Raw genomic sequence first — 16,778 nt, 5'->3', positions numbered from 1 at the left:
ATGCACGATATCGAATTGAGCGAAGAACAAGTCATGATCCGCGACATGGCCCGGGACTTTGCCCGCGGCGAAATCGCGCCCCACGCACAAGCCTGGGAAAAGGCCGGCTGGATCGACGACGGTCTGGTGGCGAAGATGGGTGAACTGGGGCTGCTGGGCATGGTGGTGCCCGAGGAATGGGGCGGCACTTATGTCGACTACGTCGCCTACGCCTTGGCCGTGGAAGAGATTTCGGCCGGTGACGGCGCCACTGGCGCACTGATGAGCATTCACAACTCCGTGGGCTGCGGTCCGGTCCTCAACTACGGCACTGAAGAACAGAAACAGACCTGGCTGCCGGATCTGGCCAGCGGCCAGGCCATCGGCTGCTTCTGCCTGACCGAACCCCAGGCCGGTTCCGAAGCCCACAACCTGCGCACCCGCGCCGAACTGCGCGACGGCCAGTGGGTGATCAACGGCGCCAAGCAATTCGTCAGCAACGGCAAACGGGCGAAACTGGCCATCGTGTTTGCGGTGACCGATCCGGACCTGGGAAAACGCGGCATCTCGGCGTTCCTGGTGCCGACCGATACAGCGGGTTTCATCGTTGATCGCACCGAACACAAAATGGGTATTCGCGCGTCCGATACCTGCGCGGTGACCTTGAGCAACTGCACGATTCCCGAAGCCAACCTGCTGGGTGAGCGCGGCAAAGGTTTGGCAATCGCCCTCTCCAACCTTGAAGGCGGCCGCATCGGCATCGCGGCGCAGGCGCTGGGCATTGCCCGCGCGGCGTTTGAAGCGGCGCTGGCCTATTCGCGGGATCGGGTGCAGTTCGACAAACCGATCATCGAGCACCAGAGCATCGCCAACATGCTGGCCGACATGCACACCCGGTTGAACGCGGCACGACTGCTGATCCTGCATGCTGCGCGGTTGCGCAGTGCCGGTAAGCCGTGTCTGTCGGAGGCCTCACAGGCGAAGCTGTTTGCATCCGAGATGGCCGAGAAAGTGTGCTCGTCGGCGATGCAGATTCATGGCGGGTATGGGTATCTGGAGGATTACCCGGTGGAGCGTTACTACCGGGATGCGCGGATTACACAGATTTATGAAGGGTCGAGCGAGATACAGCGGATGGTGATTGCTCGGGAGTTGAAGCATTACCTGGTCTAAATGATCGTCCCCACGCTCCGCGTGGGAATGCCGCCCGGGACGCTCCGCGTCCCTTCTCAAGCGTGACGCAGAGCGTCACAGGATGCATTCCCACGCAGAGCGTGGGAACGATCAGTGTGGGTTACTTACCGACGAACTCGGCTTCACGCTTACCAATAAACGCCGCCATCCCTTCCTTCTGATCCTGCGTCGCAAACGCCGCATGGAACACCCGACGCTCAAAGCGCACACCTTCCGACAGGCTCACTTCAAACGCGCGGTTGACGCTTTCCTTGATCATCATTGCGATCGGCAACGACTTCTTGGCAATCAGCGCCGCGACTTTCAACGCTTCTTCCAGCAACTCATCAGCCGGAACAATCCGCGCCACAATCCCGCAACGCTCCGCTTCCACCGCATCGATCAAGCGACCGCTGAGGCACATTTCCATGGCCTTGGCCTTGCCCACCGCGCGGGTCAGGCGCTGGGTGCCGCCCATACCCGGCAGTACGCCGAGGTTGATTTCCGGCTGACCGAATTTGGCGTTGTCGCCGGCCAGGATGAAGTCGCACATCAGCGCCAGTTCACAACCACCGCCCAAGGCGAAACCGTTGACCGCGGCGATGATCGGCTTGCGGCGGTTAGCCACGCGATCGCTGTCGCTGAACAGGTCGTCGAGGTAGATCTGCGGGTAGGTCAGCTCGGCCATTTCCTTGATGTCGGCACCGGCCGCGAAGGCTTTTTTCGAGCCGGTCAGCACGATGCAGCCGATGTTCGAATCGGCTTCCAGGCTATCGAGGGCGTGATTCAGCTCGCTGACGATCTGCGCGTTCAACGCATTCAGCGCCTTCGGGCGGTTCAGGGTAATCAGGCCGACACGACCATGGGTTTCCAACAAAATCGTTTCGTAGCTCACAAGTGTTTTCCTTCTCAAAGATTGCGCGAAATAACCATGCGCTGAATATCGCTGGTGCCTTCGTAGATCTGGCAGACCCGCACGTCGCGGTAGATCCGCTCCAGCGGGAAATCGTTCAAGTAACCGTAACCGCCGAGGGTTTGCAAGGCTGCGGAGCAAACCTTCTCGGCCATTTCCGAGGCAAACAGCTTGGCCATGGACGCTTCGACCAAGGCGGGTTTACCGCTGTCTCTTAACGCCGCCGCGTAATGCACCATCTGCCGGGCGACGGCGATTTGGGTTGCCATGTCCGCCAGGCGGAACGCGACCGCTTGATGCTCGATGATCGGTTTGCCGAAGCTTTCACGCTCGCGGGCATAGTCGCGAGCCGCTTCGAACGCAGCACGGGCCATGCCCACCGATTGCGAAGCGATGCCGACGCGGCCGCCTTCGAGGTTGGCCAGGGCGATTCGATAACCTTCGCCCTCCTCGCCCAACCGGTTGGCCACCGGCACCTTCACGTCCTCAAACAGAATCTGGCAGGTGTCGGACGCGTGCTGGCCGAGCTTGTCTTCGACCCGCGCGACTTTGTAGCCCGGTGAATCGGTGGGCACGATCAGCGCCGTGATGCCACGCTTGCCGGCACTCGGATCAGTCACGGCAAACACGATCACCACCCCGGCGTTCTGCCCGGAGGTGATGAACTGTTTGCAGCCGTTCAACACGTAGTGATCGCCTTCCAGACGCGCGCGGGTTTTCAAGCCGCTGGCGTCGGAGCCGGCCTGCGGTTCGGTCAAGGCAAAAGCCCCGAGCATTGAGCCGCTGGCCAAAGGTTTGAGGAAGCGTTCTTTCTGGTCGTCGTTGCCGTACTTGAGAATCGGCACGCAACCCACCGAGTTGTGCACGCTCATGATGGTCGAGCAGGCGCCGTCGCCGGCCGCGATTTCTTCCAGGGCCATGGCGTAGGCCAGGTAGCCGGTGTCGCAACCGCCCCACTCTTCCGGCACCAACATGCCGAAGAAGCCCAGTTCCGCCATCTCGCCGATGGCTTCCTTGGGGAAGCGATGCTCGCGGTCCCACTCGGCGGCGAACGGTTTCAGCCGTTCCTGGGCAAACTGCCGGGCCGCGTCGCTGATCTGAAGTTGTTCGTCAGTCGGGAGCATAGTGATTCCTTAATACAGGCATTCAACGGCCACGGCCGTGGCTTCACCGCCGCCGATGCAGATCGCTGCAACGCCGCGTTTCAGGCCTTTCTGGCGCAGGGCCGAGAGCAAGGTCACGAGGATCCGCGCGCCAGATGCACCGATCGGGTGGCCGAGGGCGCAAGCGCCGCCGTGAACGTTGACCTTCTCGTGGGGGATTTCCAGTTTGGTCATGGTGACCAGACTGACCACGGCAAAGGCTTCGTTGACTTCGACCAGATCGACTTCGTCCAGGGACCAGCCGGTTTTTTTCATCAGTTTCTTGATCGCGCCCACCGGAGCCACCGGAAACAAGCCCGGGGTGTCGGCAAACGCCGCGTGACCGTGAATCACTGCCAGCGGTTTCAGGCCGCGCTTTTCAGCTTCGGAACGGCGCATCAACACCAGTGCCGCGGCGCCATCGGAGATCGAGCTGGAGTTCGCCGCCGTCACCGTGCCGCCTTCGCGGAACGCCGGTTTCAAGGAGGCGATCTTGTCCAGTTTGGCTTTCGGTGGCTGTTCGTCGTTGCTGATCAGCACTTGCTCTTTACCGACGGTCACGGTGAGCGGCACGATCTCGTCTTTGAAGCTGCCGTCCTTGATCGCCTGCTGCGCGCGGGTGGTCGAGGCAATGGCAAACGCGTCCTGGGCTTCACGGGTAAAACCATTGGTTTCAGCGCAATCTTCGGCGTAGGTGCCCATCAGGCGACCTTTGTCGTAAGCGTCTTCCAGACCGTCGAGGAACATGTGATCAAGCACACGACCGTGGCCCATGCGGTAACCGCTGCGGGCGCGGTCCAGCAGATACGGGGCGTTGGACATGCTTTCCATGCCGCCGGCGACAACCACGTCGGCGCTGCCGGCCACCAGCATGTCGTGGGCCAGAATGGCCGCTTCCATGCCCGAACCGCACATTTTGTTCAGAGTGGTGCAGCGAGTCGATTTATCCAGCCCTGCGCCCAATGCGGCTTGACGCGCAGGGGCTTGGCCGAGGCCGGCGGACAGGACGCAACCGAACAGCACTTCTTCAACCGAGTCCGGCGCCACACCGGCGCGTTCAACGGCGGCGCGAATTGCGGCAGCACCGAGTTGCGGTGCGGTCAGGCTTTTCAGTTCGCCCTGGAAACCACCCATCGGGGTGCGGACGGCGCTGACGATAACAATGGGATCGTTGGAAATAGTCATGACAAATCCTCCTTATTTGGCGGCCATGCGCAAGGCACCGTCGAGACGGATCACCTCGCCATTAAGCATGCTGTTTTCAATGATATGCCTGACCAGCCCGGCATACTCGCCTGGTTTGCCCAGACGTGGCGGAAATGGCACGCCAGCGGCCAGGGACGCGCGGACTTCCGGGGTCATGCCGGCCATCATCGGGGTTTCGAAAATGCCCGGGGCGATGGTCATCACGCGGATGCCGAAGCGCGCCAGTTCACGGGCGGCGGGCAAGGTCAGGCTGACGATCGCGCCTTTGGAGGCGGCATACGCGGCCTGGCCGATCTGGCCGTCATAGGCTGCGGCCGAGGCGGTGTTGATGATCACGCCGCGCTCGCCATCGGCATCCGCTTCGGTTTCGGCGATTGCCGCAGCGGCCAGACGCAGCATGTTGAAACTGCCGATCAGGTTGACGTTGATCACCTGGCTGAAATTGGCCAACACGTGTGGGCCGTTCTTGCCGAGGATCTTCTCACCGCGCACGATGCCGGCGCAGTTGACCAGACCATTCAGGCCACCGAAAGCTTTGACAGTCGCCTGCACAGCAGCTTCCGTCGCGGCTTCGTTGCTGATATCCGCCACCACGCTTTGCGCGCCGAGACGTTCAGCCTGGGCCGCAACGGCCTCGGCGTTCATGTCCACCAGCATGACTTTGGCGCCGGCCGCGACCAGCATTTCAGCGGTGGCCGCACCGAGGCCGGACGCACCGCCAGTGACGAGAAAAACCTTGTTTTCGATCTGCATCATTGTTTCCTTGGATTCAAGCTGAAACGTTCTTCGCGGCGGCCTCTTGAGCCTTGGCGATTTCCTGGTTGCGCAAGATAAAGCGCTGCAATTTGCCGCTAGGGGTTTTCGGCAATTCACTGACAAATTCAATTTCACGGGGGTACGAGTGTGCGGCCAGTCGTTTGCGCACGTGTTGGCGCAGCTCTTCGGCCAGTTCCGGCGCAGCACGGTATTGCGCGCTGAGCACGACAAAGGCTTTGACCAGTTCGGTGCGCTCCGGATCGGGCTTGCCGACCACGGCCGCTTCAACCACGGCGGGGTGTTCGATCAACGCGCTTTCCACGTCGAACGGGCCGACCCGGTAGCCGGAGGTGGTGATCACGTCGTCGCTGCGACCGACGAAGCTTATGCTGCCGTCCGGGTTCCACTCGACGGTGTCACCGCTCAGGTAATAGTTGCCGACGAAGGCCTTGGTCGGTGCGCCTTCGTAACCGGCGAACCAGCACATCGGCGACTGGGTGCGATCGATGGCCAGAATGCCCGGCTGACCGACGCCGAGTTCTTTGTACTCGTCATCCAGCACCACAATGCGGTGGCCCGGTGAAGCGAAACCGGCGGCGCCCATGTGGATCGGATGCTCCAGGCCATGGTGATTGCACAGGACCATCCCCAGTTCGGTCTGGCCGTAATGGTCATGAATCACCACACCGAGGTTGTCGGCGAACCAGCGAATCACTTCCGGGTTCAGCGGCTCGCCGGCGCTGCTGACGATGCGCAGCTTGCCCTTGATCGAGCGGGCGAATTCGTCGCCACCCGCGATCAACAGGCGATAGGCCGTCGGCGAACCGGTGAGGTTGGTAATCCCGTATTTGTTGATCACCCGGCAGGTGCTTTCGAGGGTGAACGGGCCATCGTAAAAGGTGATCGGATGCCCCATCGCCATGGGACCTGTGACACCGAAATAGATGCCATAGGCCCAACCCGGATCGGCGACGTTCCAGAAGGCGTCTTCAGGGCGCAAGTCCACGGCGTCACGGGTGTAGCTCTGGAAGGCGACGATGGCCTTGAGCGGTACGGACAACGCTTTCGACGGACCGGTGGTGCCCGAGGTGAACATCAGCAGGAACGGGTCTTCGCCGGTCAACAGGACCGGTTCGCACACAGGAGAATAATTGGCCAGTTCGGCCCAGAAGCTGTAATCGCCGCGGACGATGCCTTGGCCTTTGGGGCCGGCGACGGTGACGATGGTCGGGCAGTCGGCGACTTCAGAGAGCTTGGAACGATTGCCCGCGTCGGTGACCACCACTTTGGCGCCAGAGGAACTGAGGCGGTGTTCGATCGCTTTCGGGCCGAATGCCGTGAACAGCGGCTGATAGACCGCGCCGATGCGCCAGGTGGCGAAGACGGTGATCAGTAATTCGATGTTACGTGGCAGGAGACCGGCCACCTTGTCGCCTTTTTTCACGCCTTGGGCCAGCAGGAAATTGGCGAACCGCGCGGCTTTGTCCTGCAAGTCGCTGAAGGTGTAGGTCGCGCTGGCACCATCGCGGCCTTCCCAGAACAGCGCGATGCGCCCCGGCAAGGCATGCCGGTCGCAACACTCGACACAGGCATTGAGGGCAGTCAAATCGCCCGCGAGCGCGGCGTCGACGGTGTGCTGATAATTGAACTGTGATGTAGCAGACAAATAATCGCGCATTGCCAGAATCCCTTTGTATTTTTATTAGGCTGGGGGAACCTCGATTAACAGGGAAATACTCGCTCTGCGCGGGGCGCGGGACAATGGTCAAAGCTATCAAGTTGCGTGACTGGTTTGGCCAAGATGATCCCGGGACGCTCTGCGCCCCAAAAAGCCGAACGCGGAGCGTCCGTTGAGGCATTCCCACGCAGAGCGTGGGAACGATCGGTGTCTAGCTGGCTTCGTTCAGGATCAGGCTGCGGTAATGCCCGGGATTTGAGCCCGACCACTTGCGAAACGCCTTGTAGAACGAGCTGGTATCGGCAAATCCCAGTCGCGTGGCGATCTCGGCAAAGCTGATGGCAGGCTCGGCCAGCCAAACAATCGCCAGCTCCTTGCGCACACTGTCTTTGAGCCCTTGGTAAGTCTGACCTTCTTCGGCCAGGCGCCGACGCAGGGTGGAAGCCGACATGCACAGCTGTTGCGCCAGGGGTTCGGTTTCCGGCCAGTGTTCGGCGGGCAGTTGCCGCAAATCGTGCTTGATCCGGCTGGCCAGGCTCTCCGGGTCGCGGTACTTGACCAGAATATTGGCCGGCGCTTGGGCCAGGAAGCGCTTGAGTTCTTCCGGGTTGCGCTTGATCGGCAAGTCCAGGCACTCGGCGGAGAAAATCATCCGCGTGCGCGGCCGCTCGAAACGCAGGTTCTCGGAGAACATCACCTGATAGTCATCGCAGAAGTCCGGTGCCGGGCAGCGCAACTCGATGGCCAGGATCGGAATCCGCCGCCCCGCCAGCCAGCAGGCAACGCCGTGAACGATCATCCAGTACGTGAAATAAGTGAAGGCGCGGCGCGGGTCCTGGTCGTCTTCGAGCAGGACGATTTCGGCCAGGCTTTGCTGGCGAACCAACTGCGCGGGCAGGTGTTCGAGCATCAACGACAGAAAGCTCAAACCCGAGGTCAGGCCGGCGGCCAGGCTCGGCTGGACCATGGAGCAGCGACAGAGAAACTCCAGGCTGCCGGATTTGAGTTTGCGCGGGTCCATGCCAAAGAACTCATCGTCCCGGCGCCGAGCCAGCAAGCGCCACAGCCTTGCGTAAGCGGTGGCCGGCACGCGGGCAGTGGTGGTTTGCAGCAGCGCCGGATCGATGCCGACCTTGTTCAACACCTCATCGGTGGTCGCTCCGGGGGCGCAGCTTTGCAGCAGTGCTTCGCGCACCAGTTGAATGGAGATGGTGTCTTTTTCCGACATTGACCGAGGCAAGCCTTGTTCCTGTTTGAAGTGGGGCATATTAGCTGAATCCACTCTCGTTCCCATGCTCTGCGTGGGAATGCCTCAATGGACGCTCTGCGTCCGCTCTCGGGACGCGGAGCGTCCCGGGCTGCATTCCCACGCAGAGCGTGGGAACGATCCGTGCAGAAGAGATTCTGTTCAGGTTAGGTTCAGCTAAATGTCAATGACTGGCATTTGGGAATGAGTGTCATTATGTTACAAATTAGCACCCTATCTAATGACGCCCCGGTGCTGAATGCTCGTTCCTTTTCTGATCATGCTGCGCGAAGGCATTGAAGCCGCGCTGATCGTTGGCATCATCGCCAGCTACCTAAAGCAGACCGGTCGCGGCCAGTGGATGCCGGCGGTGTGGATCGGCGTTTTCCTCGCCGCAGCCCTGGCCTTGCTGGTGGGCGGTGGCCTGGAACTGGTCAGTGCCGAGTTCCCGCAAAAACAACAGGAACTGTTTGAAGGGGTGGTCGGCCTGGTCGCCGTGGGCATTCTCAGTTCCATGGTGTTCTGGATGCGCAAAGTTGCGCGTTCGATCAAACAGTCGCTGCACGCTTCTCTCGATCACGCGCTGACCGGTTCCAGACACCAGGTCACGGCGCTGATCGCCATGGTGTTTTTCGCCGTAGCAAGGGAAGGCCTGGAAACGGTGTTCTTCCTGCTCGCGGTGTTCCAGCAGAGCGAAGGCCCGGCGGCACCGATCGGCGCCCTGCTCGGCCTGATCCTGGCGATCATCGTCGGTTTTCTGATCTACACCGGCAGCATGCGCCTGAACCTCGGCGCGTTTTTCCGCTGGACCGGATTGTTCATTCTGGTGGTGGCTGCCGGAATCCTCGCCAACTCCGTACAAGCGCTGCATGAAGCCGGCGTGTGGAATCACCTGCAAACCGTACTCTTCGACTTCAGCGCGACGCTGCCGATGGATAGCCCGTTGGGATCGGTGCTGGCCGGAATGTTCGGTTACCAGGACGCGCCTACGGTCAGCACCCTCGGGGCGTATCTGATTTATCTGGTGGTGGCGCTGGTGATGTTTTTTCTCCCTGCGCCTGCGCCTGCATCCGCCAAGCAATCTTCTTCCGTTTCCATTCAGTAAGGGCCCCCATGCCAAATCAAGCCGCTCCTCAGGCCTCCCCTCCCCGCGCCTTGCGCTGGGCGGTGGCCGGTTCGGTGATCGTGATGATCGCCGCCGGTGGCCTGTTCTACTACGCCTCGAAAATGGCCGCCGCCAAGCGCCAGGCCAACCATGACGAAGTGCTGGTGACCATCCACCCGCACAGCTGCGAGCCGAGTGCACTGAGCGTCCCGGCCGGTCGCGCCAGCTTCCGTGTCGTCAATCGCTCGGACCGGGCCGTTGAATGGGAAATTCTCGACGGTGTACTGGTGGTCGAAGAGCGGGAAAACATCGCGCCCGGCCTGAGTCAGGTGATCAATGCCAACCTGTTGCCCGGTGACTATGCGATCACATGCGGTCTGCTGAGCAATCCACGCGGCACCTTGCACGTCAGCCCGACCGCCGCTTCAGACGCGGCGGCCAAGGCCAAACCGTCGATGGTGGCCTTTGTTGGCCCACTGTCGGAATTCCGCGTTTACCTGAGCACTCAGAGCAGCGCGCTGATCAACGCCGTCACCGCCCTTGAACACGCCATCGAAGCCGGCGACCTCAGCCAGGCGCAAGCCTTGTACGTGCCAGCTCGCGCCGCGTATCAACGGATCGCCCCGGCCGCCCAGCGTCTGGCCGAGCTGGACAACACGATCAACGCCCGCGCCGATTACTTTGAGAAACGCGAGCAGGACCCAGGCTTCGCCGGTTTCCACCGGATCGAATACGCGCTGTTCCAGCAACGCACGCTCGACGGTCTGACGCCCGTCGCCCAGCGTCTGATCGCCGATGCCACCACGCTCAAACAGCAACTGCTGGCTCAGTCACTACCGCCTGAGCAACTGGTGAGCATTGTGGTGCGCAATCTCAACAGCATGGGCGATGTCCGCGTCAGCAGCGGTGAAGAAGAACGCTACAGCCACACCGACCTGAACGGTTTTGCCGCCAACCTCGATGCCACCCGTAAAGTCGTCGACCTGTTGCGTCCGTTACTGCGCAAATCCGCCGCCGAACTGCTGCCGAAGATCGACAACGCCGCCACCGCCCTCGACGCCGAGCTCAATGGCTTCAAGGTCAAGGAAGGCTATGCGAGCTACGACAGCGTCAGTGCCGGGCAGCGCAAACAGATCGCCGACAAGGCCAAGGTTCTGGCCGACGCACTCGATGAAATCGATCCCGCCCTTGGCCTTTCCGGCCTGTAAGCAGAAGAACAAACCGATGAACGATTCAGAGCAATTCAACCTCCAGCGTCGCCGGGTATTGATGGGCATGGGTGCCGCTGGCGTGGTATTGGCCGGAACCGCACTCAGTTGCCCGGCCATGGCTGCCAGCCCGGCGCAAGTGACCGAAGCGCCGAGCAGCGACAAGACCGAAGACCGCCACGCATTCCACGGCAAACACCAGACCGGCATCGTCACCCCACGCCCGGCCTGCGGCATGCTGGTGTCGTTTGATGTATTGGCCAGCGACCGCGAAGACCTGGAGCGCTTGTTTCGCACCCTCAACGAGCGCATTGCATTTCTGATGAAAGGCGGCCCGGTCACGCAGGTCGATCCGAAACTGCCGCCGGTGGATTCGGGAATTCTCGGCCCGGTGGTGACGCCGGACAACCTGACCATCACCGTCTCGGTGGGCGAATCGCTGTTCGATGAGCGCTTCGGCCTGGGCGCCGCCAAACCCAAGCGGCTGATCCGTATGGTCGGTTTTCCCAACGATGCGCTGGAAGCCGATTGCTGCCACGGCGACCTCAGTCTGCAGTTCTGCTCCAACACCACCGACACCAACATCCACGCCCTGCGCGACATCGTGAAAAACCTGCCGGACTTGCTCCTGGTGCGCTGGAAACAGGAAGGCAGCGTGCCGCCCCAGGCCCCGGCCAAACCCGGTGTGCCCGCGCAAAGTGCACGCAACTTTCTGGGTTTCCGTGACGGCTCAGCCAACCCGAGTTCCAACGATGCCAAGGCCATGGACAGCATCGTCTGGGTCCAGCCCGGCAGTGACGAACCGGCCTGGGCGGCCAATGGCAGTTATCAGGCCGTGCGGATCATCCGCAACTTCGTCGAGCGCTGGGACCGCACTCCGCTGCAGGAACAGCAAAGCATTCTCGGCCGGGTCAAGAGCACCGGCGCGCCGATGGGCGGCGAGCATGAAACCCAGGTCCCGGACTATGCCAAGGACCCTGAAGGTAAGCTGACCAAGCTCGACGCGCATATCCGCCTGGCCAACCCGCGCACCGCCGCGACACAGGCCAACCTGATCCTGCGCCGGCCGTTCAACTACTCCAACGGCGTGAACAAGAACGGTCAGCTGGACATGGGGCTGCTGTTCATCTGCTATCAGGCGGATCTGCAAAAAGGCTTCATCACCGTTCAGACCCGACTCAACGGCGAGCCGCTCGAGGAATACCTCAAACCGTTCGGCGGCGGGTATTTCTTCACCCTGCCAGGCGTGACGGATGAAAAGGACTTCATCGGTCGCTCGCTGCTTGAGGCCACAAAACCAAAAGCCACCGCATAACCAACCCCCAACACGGAACCGTGCCATGAAAAAGTCGCCACTCGCGTTACTGCTGACCCTTGGTTTGCTCAACACCCCGCTTTCGGCTTTCGCGGCGACGGCACCGCTGGAGTTGGTGGGGCCGATCTCGGACTACAAGATTTACGTGACTGAACAGCTCGATGAGCTGGCCAGCCACACCCAACAGTTCACCGATGCCGTGAAAAAAGGCGACCTGGCCACCGCCAAAAAGCTCTACGCCCCGACCCGCGTCTACTACGAGTCGATCGAGCCGATAGCCGAGTTGTTCAGTGACCTGGATGCATCCATCGACTCCCGTGTCGATGACCACGAAAAAGGCGTGAAAGCCGAAGACTTCACCGGTTTCCACCGCATCGAATACTCGCTGTTCTCGGAAAACAGCACAAAGGGCCTGGGCGAACTGGCCGATGGCTTGAACAAAGACGTGAAAGACCTGCAAACCCGCGTCGCCGGCCTGACCTTCCCGCCGGAAAAAGTGGTGGGCGGCGCCGCTGCATTGCTTGAAGAAGTTGCTGCGACCAAGATCTCCGGGGAAGAAGATCGCTACAGCCACACCGACCTTTATGACTTCCAGGGCAACATCGACGGTGCGAAGAAAATCGTCGATTTATTCCGTCCGCAGATCGAAAAGCAGGACGCGGCCTTCATTGCCAAAGTCGACAAGAACTTCGCTACGGTGAACAAGACACTGGCCAAGTACAAAACCAAAGACGGTGGTTTCGAGACGTATGACAAGGTGAAGGAAAACGACCGCAAGGCGCTGGTCGGGCCGGTGAATACTTTGGCTGAGGATTTGTCGACGTTGCGTGGGAAGTTGGGATTGAATTAAACATCGGCGTTGCCTGTAAAAAGATCGCAGCCTTCGGCAGCTCCTACAGTGGGATGACGTACATCCTGTAGGAGCTGCCGAAGGCTGCGATCTTTTTGCTTTAAGCCTTACAAAATCCGGTACAACAACCGCTCGATCCGCACACGACTCACGCGCTTGAGAAACTTGGCCACCCCTGCCGGGTATTCCAGCAGCGTTTCCAGTTCCTGATAACGCTCGATCCGGCGAGTGTTCTCGAAAATCTCCGCCAGCTCTTTACGGCGCGGCTCCAGCAACTCACCTTTCGGATCATCAATCAGCAAGGCGTTTTCCAGATCGAGTCGGAACGCCCGCGGGTTGAGGTTGTTGCCGGTCAGCAAGGTGTAGCGCTGATCGATCCACATACCTTTGAGGTGATAGGTGTTGTCGCCATCACGCCACAGATGCAGGTTCAACTGGCCGCTGTCGACGCTGCGATGATGACGCTTGGCGAAACGCCGCAGGCTGATCTCGTAAAGGTACGGCAGCGCCGAAATCACCTTGAACGGTTCGCTCGGCGGGATGTAGAAGTCGTTGGCCGTCTTGTCGCCGACGATGATGTCGATCTTCACGCCCCTCGCCAGTGCCCGGTTGATTTCCCGGGTCACGGGTAGCGGCAGGTTGAAGTACGGCGTGCAGATGGTCAGTTGATGCTGAGCGCTGGCGATCAATTCGCAAATCACCCGGCTCAACGGGTTGTTCTTGCCAACACCGAGCAATGGGCTGACGGACAAACCACCCTTTTCCGTGGTGCCTGTCGTGGTGTCGTACGCCGCGTGCTTTAGACGGCTGCGCAAGTCGCCGATGTCGTTGCGCAGGCTGCGGGTGGTCGGCAGGTTCGGCAAATCGAGACGATGCACCGCTTTGGAAGCGATCAGACCGTGCTGAATCAGGTGCTGCATCGAATCGGCCAGGGCACTGTTATGTAGCAGGTGATAACGGTCGTAGCGGTACTTGTCGAATTTGTGCAGGTAAACGTTGTTCAGACTCGCGCCGCTGTAGATCACACAATCATCGATCACGAAGCCTTTCAAATGCAGCACGCCGAACAGCTCACGGGTCTGCACGGGAACGCCATATACCGGTACTTCACTGGCATGAGTGCGGGTGGTTTCCTGATACCAGGCCGAGTTGCCCGGCTGCTTGCCGGCGCCGATCAAGCCACGCTGGGCGCGCAGCCAGTCAACCACCACCACCACGTCCAGTTCCGGACGCGCCAGTTTGGCCGCGTGCAAGGCATCGAGAATTTCCTGGCCGGCTTCATCCTGTTGCAGATAGAGGGCGACGATATAAATGCACCGGGTGGCGCTGGCGATCTTTTCCAGCAGGCACCGGCGAAACTCGGCAGCGCCAGAAAGGATGGTGACGGCATCGGCGGTCAGCGGAAAACTGCGCAGTTTGGGCAGCAGAGAGCGTTTGAAAAGCGACGGCATAGGGCTCGCAAAAAGGTCGAATCCGGAGAACCCGAGAGCTTACACCATGGATCGGTTCGGGTCTTGTTACTGACTGTAATGCCCCCATCGCAGCAAGCTCGCTCCCACATTTGAAATGCGTTCCCCTGTGGGAGCGAGCTTGCTCGCGATAGCAATTTTGTAGGCAACGAAAATATCTTCTTGACCAAGGAGAACGATCATTCTACTGTTCGCCACATGAACGAAATAACCAGCAAAGACACACGCGACATCATTCTGGATGTCACCGAAAAGTTGATCTACAAAAGTGGCATCGCTGCCACCGGGATGGATCTTCTGGTGAAAACCGCCGGCGTCTCCAGAAAAAGTATTTACCGCTACTTCGCCAACAAGGAGGAGCTCACCGTCGCGGCCCTGCAACGCCGTGATGTGCGCTGGATGCATTGGTACAGAAGCGAAGTCGACCAGGCTGAAACGCCGGCCGACCGGCTGCTCAACCTGTTTACCGTACTCAAGGCCTGGTTCGCCTCCGAAGGCTTCCGTGGCTGTGCATTCATCAATACCAGCGGCGAAACCGGCGACCCGCAAGACCCGGTTCGCCTGGTTGCCAAAGACCACAAACAGAAGCTGCTCGACTACGTGCGCGAGCTCTGCACCGAACATGGCGCCACAGACCCGGATACGCTGGCCAAACAGCTGCTTATCCTGATCGACGGTGCCATTACCGTGGCGCTTGTCATGGGTGATCACAGTGCCGCCGATAATGCGCAATGCATGGCGCGAAAGTTATTGGACCTGTAACACTTAAACCAAGCCCGACAACTTGCTAGAACTTTACTTTGATAGGGAGACTATTAATGTCTAATGCCGAAGTTCGTCCGCCATTGCCGCCATTCACCCGTGAATCGGCCATCGAAAAAGTACGCCTGGCCGAAGACGGCTGGAACTCCCGCGACCCGGAACGCGTGTCGCTGGCCTACACCCTGGACACCAAATGGCGTAATCGCGCCGAGTTTGCCTACAACCGCGAAGAAGCCAAAAGTTTCCTGACGCGCAAATGGGCCAAGGAATTGGATTACCGCCTGATCAAAGAACTTTGGGCCTTTACCGGCAACCGCATCGCCGTGCGTTATGCCTACGAATGGCACGACGACTCGGGCAACTGGTTCCGTTCCTATGGCAACGAAAACTGGGAGTTCGACGAGAACGGTTTGATGGCCAATCGGTTTGCCTGCATCAATGACATGCCGATCAAGGAAAGCGACCGCAAGTTCCACTGGCCGCGGGGCCGTCGTCCTGACGATCACCCAAGCCTGTCTGATCTGGGTCTGTAAACCAACACTGATCGTTCCCACGCTCTGCGTGGGAATGCCTCACCGGACGCTCCGCGTCCGCTTCAGGGACGCGGAGCGTCCCGGGCTGCATTCCCACGCGGGAGCGTGGGAACGATCATTGGTGTTCAGGCGACTGCGGCTTGAGGTGTTACATCTGCCTTGGCTTCTAGCTCACGCACCAACGGCAACACCCGCTTGCCGAAATACTCCACCTCTTCCTGAAAGTGCAGAAACCCCGCCAACACCAGATCCACGCCCACCGCTTTCAGCGCGACGATCCGCTCGGCAATCTGCTGCGGCGTACCGATCAGGTTGGTCTTGAAGCCGTCGTTGTACTGCACCAGATCCTCGAACGTCGACTTGGCCCAGTTGCCCTCACCCTCAGGTGACGCCCTGCCCGCCTGCTTCGCCGCATCGCCAAACGCATTCACCGCCTCGGGGTCAGCCTGATCGATGATTTGCGCCAGCACGGCTCGCGCTTCTTCTTCGGTGTCGCGGGCAATGACAAACGCGTTCACGCCGACTTTCACCGAATGATTGTTCACCGCCGCCTTGGCGCGAATGTCATCGACCTGAGCCTTGATGCCTTCCGGGGTGTTGCCGTTGGTGAAGTACCAGTCCGAAACCCGTGCCGCCATGTCCCGAGCCGCACGGGAACTGCCACCCTGGAAGATTTCCGGCTGACCCAACGGTTTGGGTTTGAGGCTGTAGTTGTCGAAGCGGTAGAAGTCACCGCGAAAGGTAAAGTTGTCCTGGCTCCAGATACCCTTTAGCGAGCGGATGAACTCTTCGGAACGGCGATAACGCTCGTCGTGTTCCAGCCAGTGTTCGCCAATCGCCTGGAACTCACCCTTGAACCAGCCACTGACGATGTTCACCGCCACCCGGCCGTTAGTCAGCTGGTCGATGGTTGCCAATTGCTTGGCCGCCAGCGCCGGTTGCCAAGGGCCGGGCAGGATGGCGGCGATCACTTTCAGTTGGGTGGTGGCGGCCAGCAGCGCGTGGCTGAAGGCGACCGATTCGTGCTGGTACTCGGCGCCGTAACCAGCAGTGAAGCGGATCTGCGTCAGGGCGTATTCAAACCCCGCCTCTTCGGCCAGTTGCGCCAGTTTGCGGTTGTAGTCGATTCCCCAGTGGGTGCGTTGCTCGATTTTGCTGACCACCAGCCCGCCGCTGACGTTCGGCACCCAGTAGGCAAATTTGACGGCTTGCTGACTCATTGGCATGTCCTCGGGACTTTAGGGAAGTCCTGGGGTGAGAGCAGCAACCGTGCCAGCGCGCAAACCGCGGATTAACGGGACATTCACGATGGTGTGCTGTGAGTGATCAGGGCGATTTGCTGATGGACTGTTGGCGGAGCAACAGTTAGGCGCGATTGAGCAGTGACTTCATGGCGTAAATCCTGGCCGTGCGCTCCCGGCATGGACCGTGCAATCCCCTTGG

The 16,778-nt window shown here is 60.3% G+C and carries 15 protein-coding genes; 7 read left to right on the top strand and 8 right to left on the bottom strand.

The features are described 5' to 3' along the window. A complete protein-coding gene (locus ACMXYI_RS20945; RefSeq protein WP_059402381.1) occupies window positions 1-1,152 on the top strand; it encodes an acyl-CoA dehydrogenase family protein in 1,152 nt (383 codons plus the stop codon). A gap of 121 nt (window positions 1,153-1,273) precedes the next feature. On the opposite strand, the gene ACMXYI_RS20940 is transcribed toward ACMXYI_RS20945, so the two are convergent. The 6 genes from ACMXYI_RS20940 to ACMXYI_RS20915 form a co-directional block, all read right to left on the bottom strand. Next, the gene (locus ACMXYI_RS20940; RefSeq protein ID WP_415768874.1) at window positions 1,274-2,047 is read right to left on the bottom strand and encodes an enoyl-CoA hydratase; all 774 of its coding nucleotides are present in this window, start codon (window positions 2,045-2,047) and stop codon (window positions 1,274-1,276) included. A gap of 14 nt (window positions 2,048-2,061) precedes the next feature. Further along, window positions 2,062-3,189: an acyl-CoA dehydrogenase gene (locus ACMXYI_RS20935; RefSeq protein ID WP_282482859.1), complete on the bottom strand. Its 1,128-nt coding sequence runs from the start codon at window positions 3,187-3,189 to the stop codon at window positions 2,062-2,064. Window positions 3,190-3,198: 9 nt separating this feature from the next. Beyond that, a complete protein-coding gene (locus ACMXYI_RS20930) occupies window positions 3,199-4,392 on the bottom strand; it encodes an acetyl-CoA C-acyltransferase (RefSeq protein ID WP_415768873.1) in 1,194 nt (397 codons plus the stop codon). A gap of 12 nt (window positions 4,393-4,404) precedes the next feature. Beyond that, entirely contained in the window at window positions 4,405-5,166 is a 762-nt protein-coding gene (locus ACMXYI_RS20925) for an SDR family NAD(P)-dependent oxidoreductase (RefSeq protein WP_415768872.1), read from the bottom strand. Between the two features lie 16 nt (window positions 5,167-5,182). Beyond that, a complete protein-coding gene (locus ACMXYI_RS20920) occupies window positions 5,183-6,847 on the bottom strand; it encodes an AMP-binding protein (RefSeq protein ID WP_415768871.1) in 1,665 nt (554 codons plus the stop codon). A gap of 211 nt (window positions 6,848-7,058) precedes the next feature. Further along, the gene (locus ACMXYI_RS20915) at window positions 7,059-8,075 is read right to left on the bottom strand and encodes an AraC family transcriptional regulator (RefSeq protein ID WP_415773938.1); all 1,017 of its coding nucleotides are present in this window, start codon (window positions 8,073-8,075) and stop codon (window positions 7,059-7,061) included. Between the two features lie 277 nt (window positions 8,076-8,352). Here ACMXYI_RS20915 and efeU point away from each other — a divergent pair, with 277 nt between their 5' ends. Genes efeU through efeO (ACMXYI_RS20895) form a run of 4 tightly spaced genes read left to right on the top strand, consistent with a single transcriptional unit; the run spans window position 8,353 to window position 12,571 of the window. Then, entirely contained in the window at window positions 8,353-9,198 is an 846-nt protein-coding gene (gene efeU, locus ACMXYI_RS20910; protein WP_415768870.1) for an iron uptake transporter permease EfeU, read from the top strand. Between the two features lie 8 nt (window positions 9,199-9,206). Further along, complete coding sequence (gene efeO / locus ACMXYI_RS20905) at window positions 9,207-10,406, top strand: iron uptake system protein EfeO (protein WP_415768869.1); 1,200 nt, start codon at window positions 9,207-9,209, stop codon at window positions 10,404-10,406. 16 nt (window positions 10,407-10,422) lie between these two features. After that, the gene (efeB, locus tag ACMXYI_RS20900) at window positions 10,423-11,721 is read left to right on the top strand and encodes an iron uptake transporter deferrochelatase/peroxidase subunit (RefSeq protein ID WP_415768868.1); all 1,299 of its coding nucleotides are present in this window, start codon (window positions 10,423-10,425) and stop codon (window positions 11,719-11,721) included. A 25-nt stretch (window positions 11,722-11,746) separates the two neighbouring features. Further along, complete coding sequence (efeO, locus tag ACMXYI_RS20895) at window positions 11,747-12,571, top strand: iron uptake system protein EfeO (protein WP_415768867.1); 825 nt, start codon at window positions 11,747-11,749, stop codon at window positions 12,569-12,571. 107 nt (window positions 12,572-12,678) lie between these two features. Here efeO (ACMXYI_RS20895) and pssA read toward each other — a convergent pair whose 3' ends face one another. Next, on the bottom strand, window positions 12,679-14,022 hold the full coding sequence (gene pssA, locus ACMXYI_RS20890) for a CDP-diacylglycerol--serine O-phosphatidyltransferase (protein WP_415768866.1): 1,344 nt from the start codon (window positions 14,020-14,022) through the stop codon (window positions 12,679-12,681). A 216-nt stretch (window positions 14,023-14,238) separates the two neighbouring features. On the opposite strand from pssA, the gene ACMXYI_RS20885 reads away from it, so the two are divergent. Both ACMXYI_RS20885 and ACMXYI_RS20880 read left to right on the top strand, forming a co-directional pair. After that, window positions 14,239-14,802: a TetR/AcrR family transcriptional regulator gene (locus ACMXYI_RS20885; RefSeq protein ID WP_415768865.1), complete on the top strand. Its 564-nt coding sequence runs from the start codon at window positions 14,239-14,241 to the stop codon at window positions 14,800-14,802. A 56-nt stretch (window positions 14,803-14,858) separates the two neighbouring features. After that, complete coding sequence (locus tag ACMXYI_RS20880; protein WP_415768864.1) at window positions 14,859-15,335, top strand: DUF1348 family protein; 477 nt, start codon at window positions 14,859-14,861, stop codon at window positions 15,333-15,335. 125 nt (window positions 15,336-15,460) lie between these two features. On the opposite strand, the gene sfnG is transcribed toward ACMXYI_RS20880, so the two are convergent. Beyond that, the gene (gene sfnG / locus ACMXYI_RS20875; protein ID WP_415768863.1) at window positions 15,461-16,555 is read right to left on the bottom strand and encodes a dimethylsulfone monooxygenase SfnG; all 1,095 of its coding nucleotides are present in this window, start codon (window positions 16,553-16,555) and stop codon (window positions 15,461-15,463) included. Between the last annotated feature and the right edge of the window lie 223 nt (window positions 16,556-16,778).

Source organism: Pseudomonas lyxosi (assembly GCF_047758685.1).
In the GTDB taxonomy this organism is placed as follows: domain Bacteria; phylum Pseudomonadota; class Gammaproteobacteria; order Pseudomonadales; family Pseudomonadaceae; genus Aquipseudomonas; species Aquipseudomonas lyxosi.
This window is presented reverse-complemented; position numbering and strand designations above follow the sequence as displayed.

Coding starts and splice junctions, on each gene's coding strand:
- ACMXYI_RS20920 (WP_415768871.1), bottom strand. CDS start 6,847: ATGCGCGATTATTTGTCTGCTACATCACAGTTCAATTATCAGCACACC.
- efeO (WP_415768869.1), top strand. CDS start 9,207: ATGCCAAATCAAGCCGCTCCTCAGGCCTCCCCTCCCCGCGCCTTGCGC.
- ACMXYI_RS20880 (WP_415768864.1), top strand. CDS start 14,859: ATGTCTAATGCCGAAGTTCGTCCGCCATTGCCGCCATTCACCCGTGAA.
- ACMXYI_RS20885 (WP_415768865.1), top strand. CDS start 14,239: ATGAACGAAATAACCAGCAAAGACACACGCGACATCATTCTGGATGTC.
- ACMXYI_RS20925 (WP_415768872.1), bottom strand. CDS start 5,166: ATGCAGATCGAAAACAAGGTTTTTCTCGTCACTGGCGGTGCGTCCGGC.
- ACMXYI_RS20915 (WP_415773938.1), bottom strand. CDS start 8,075: ATGTCGGAAAAAGACACCATCTCCATTCAACTGGTGCGCGAAGCACTG.
- pssA (WP_415768866.1), bottom strand. CDS start 14,022: ATGCCGTCGCTTTTCAAACGCTCTCTGCTGCCCAAACTGCGCAGTTTT.
- efeO (WP_415768867.1), top strand. CDS start 11,747: ATGAAAAAGTCGCCACTCGCGTTACTGCTGACCCTTGGTTTGCTCAAC.
- efeU (WP_415768870.1), top strand. CDS start 8,353: ATGCTCGTTCCTTTTCTGATCATGCTGCGCGAAGGCATTGAAGCCGCG.
- efeB (WP_415768868.1), top strand. CDS start 10,423: ATGAACGATTCAGAGCAATTCAACCTCCAGCGTCGCCGGGTATTGATG.
- ACMXYI_RS20930 (WP_415768873.1), bottom strand. CDS start 4,392: ATGACTATTTCCAACGATCCCATTGTTATCGTCAGCGCCGTCCGCACC.
- sfnG (WP_415768863.1), bottom strand. CDS start 16,555: ATGAGTCAGCAAGCCGTCAAATTTGCCTACTGGGTGCCGAACGTCAGC.
- ACMXYI_RS20945 (WP_059402381.1), top strand. CDS start 1: ATGCACGATATCGAATTGAGCGAAGAACAAGTCATGATCCGCGACATG.
- ACMXYI_RS20935 (WP_282482859.1), bottom strand. CDS start 3,189: ATGCTCCCGACTGACGAACAACTTCAGATCAGCGACGCGGCCCGGCAG.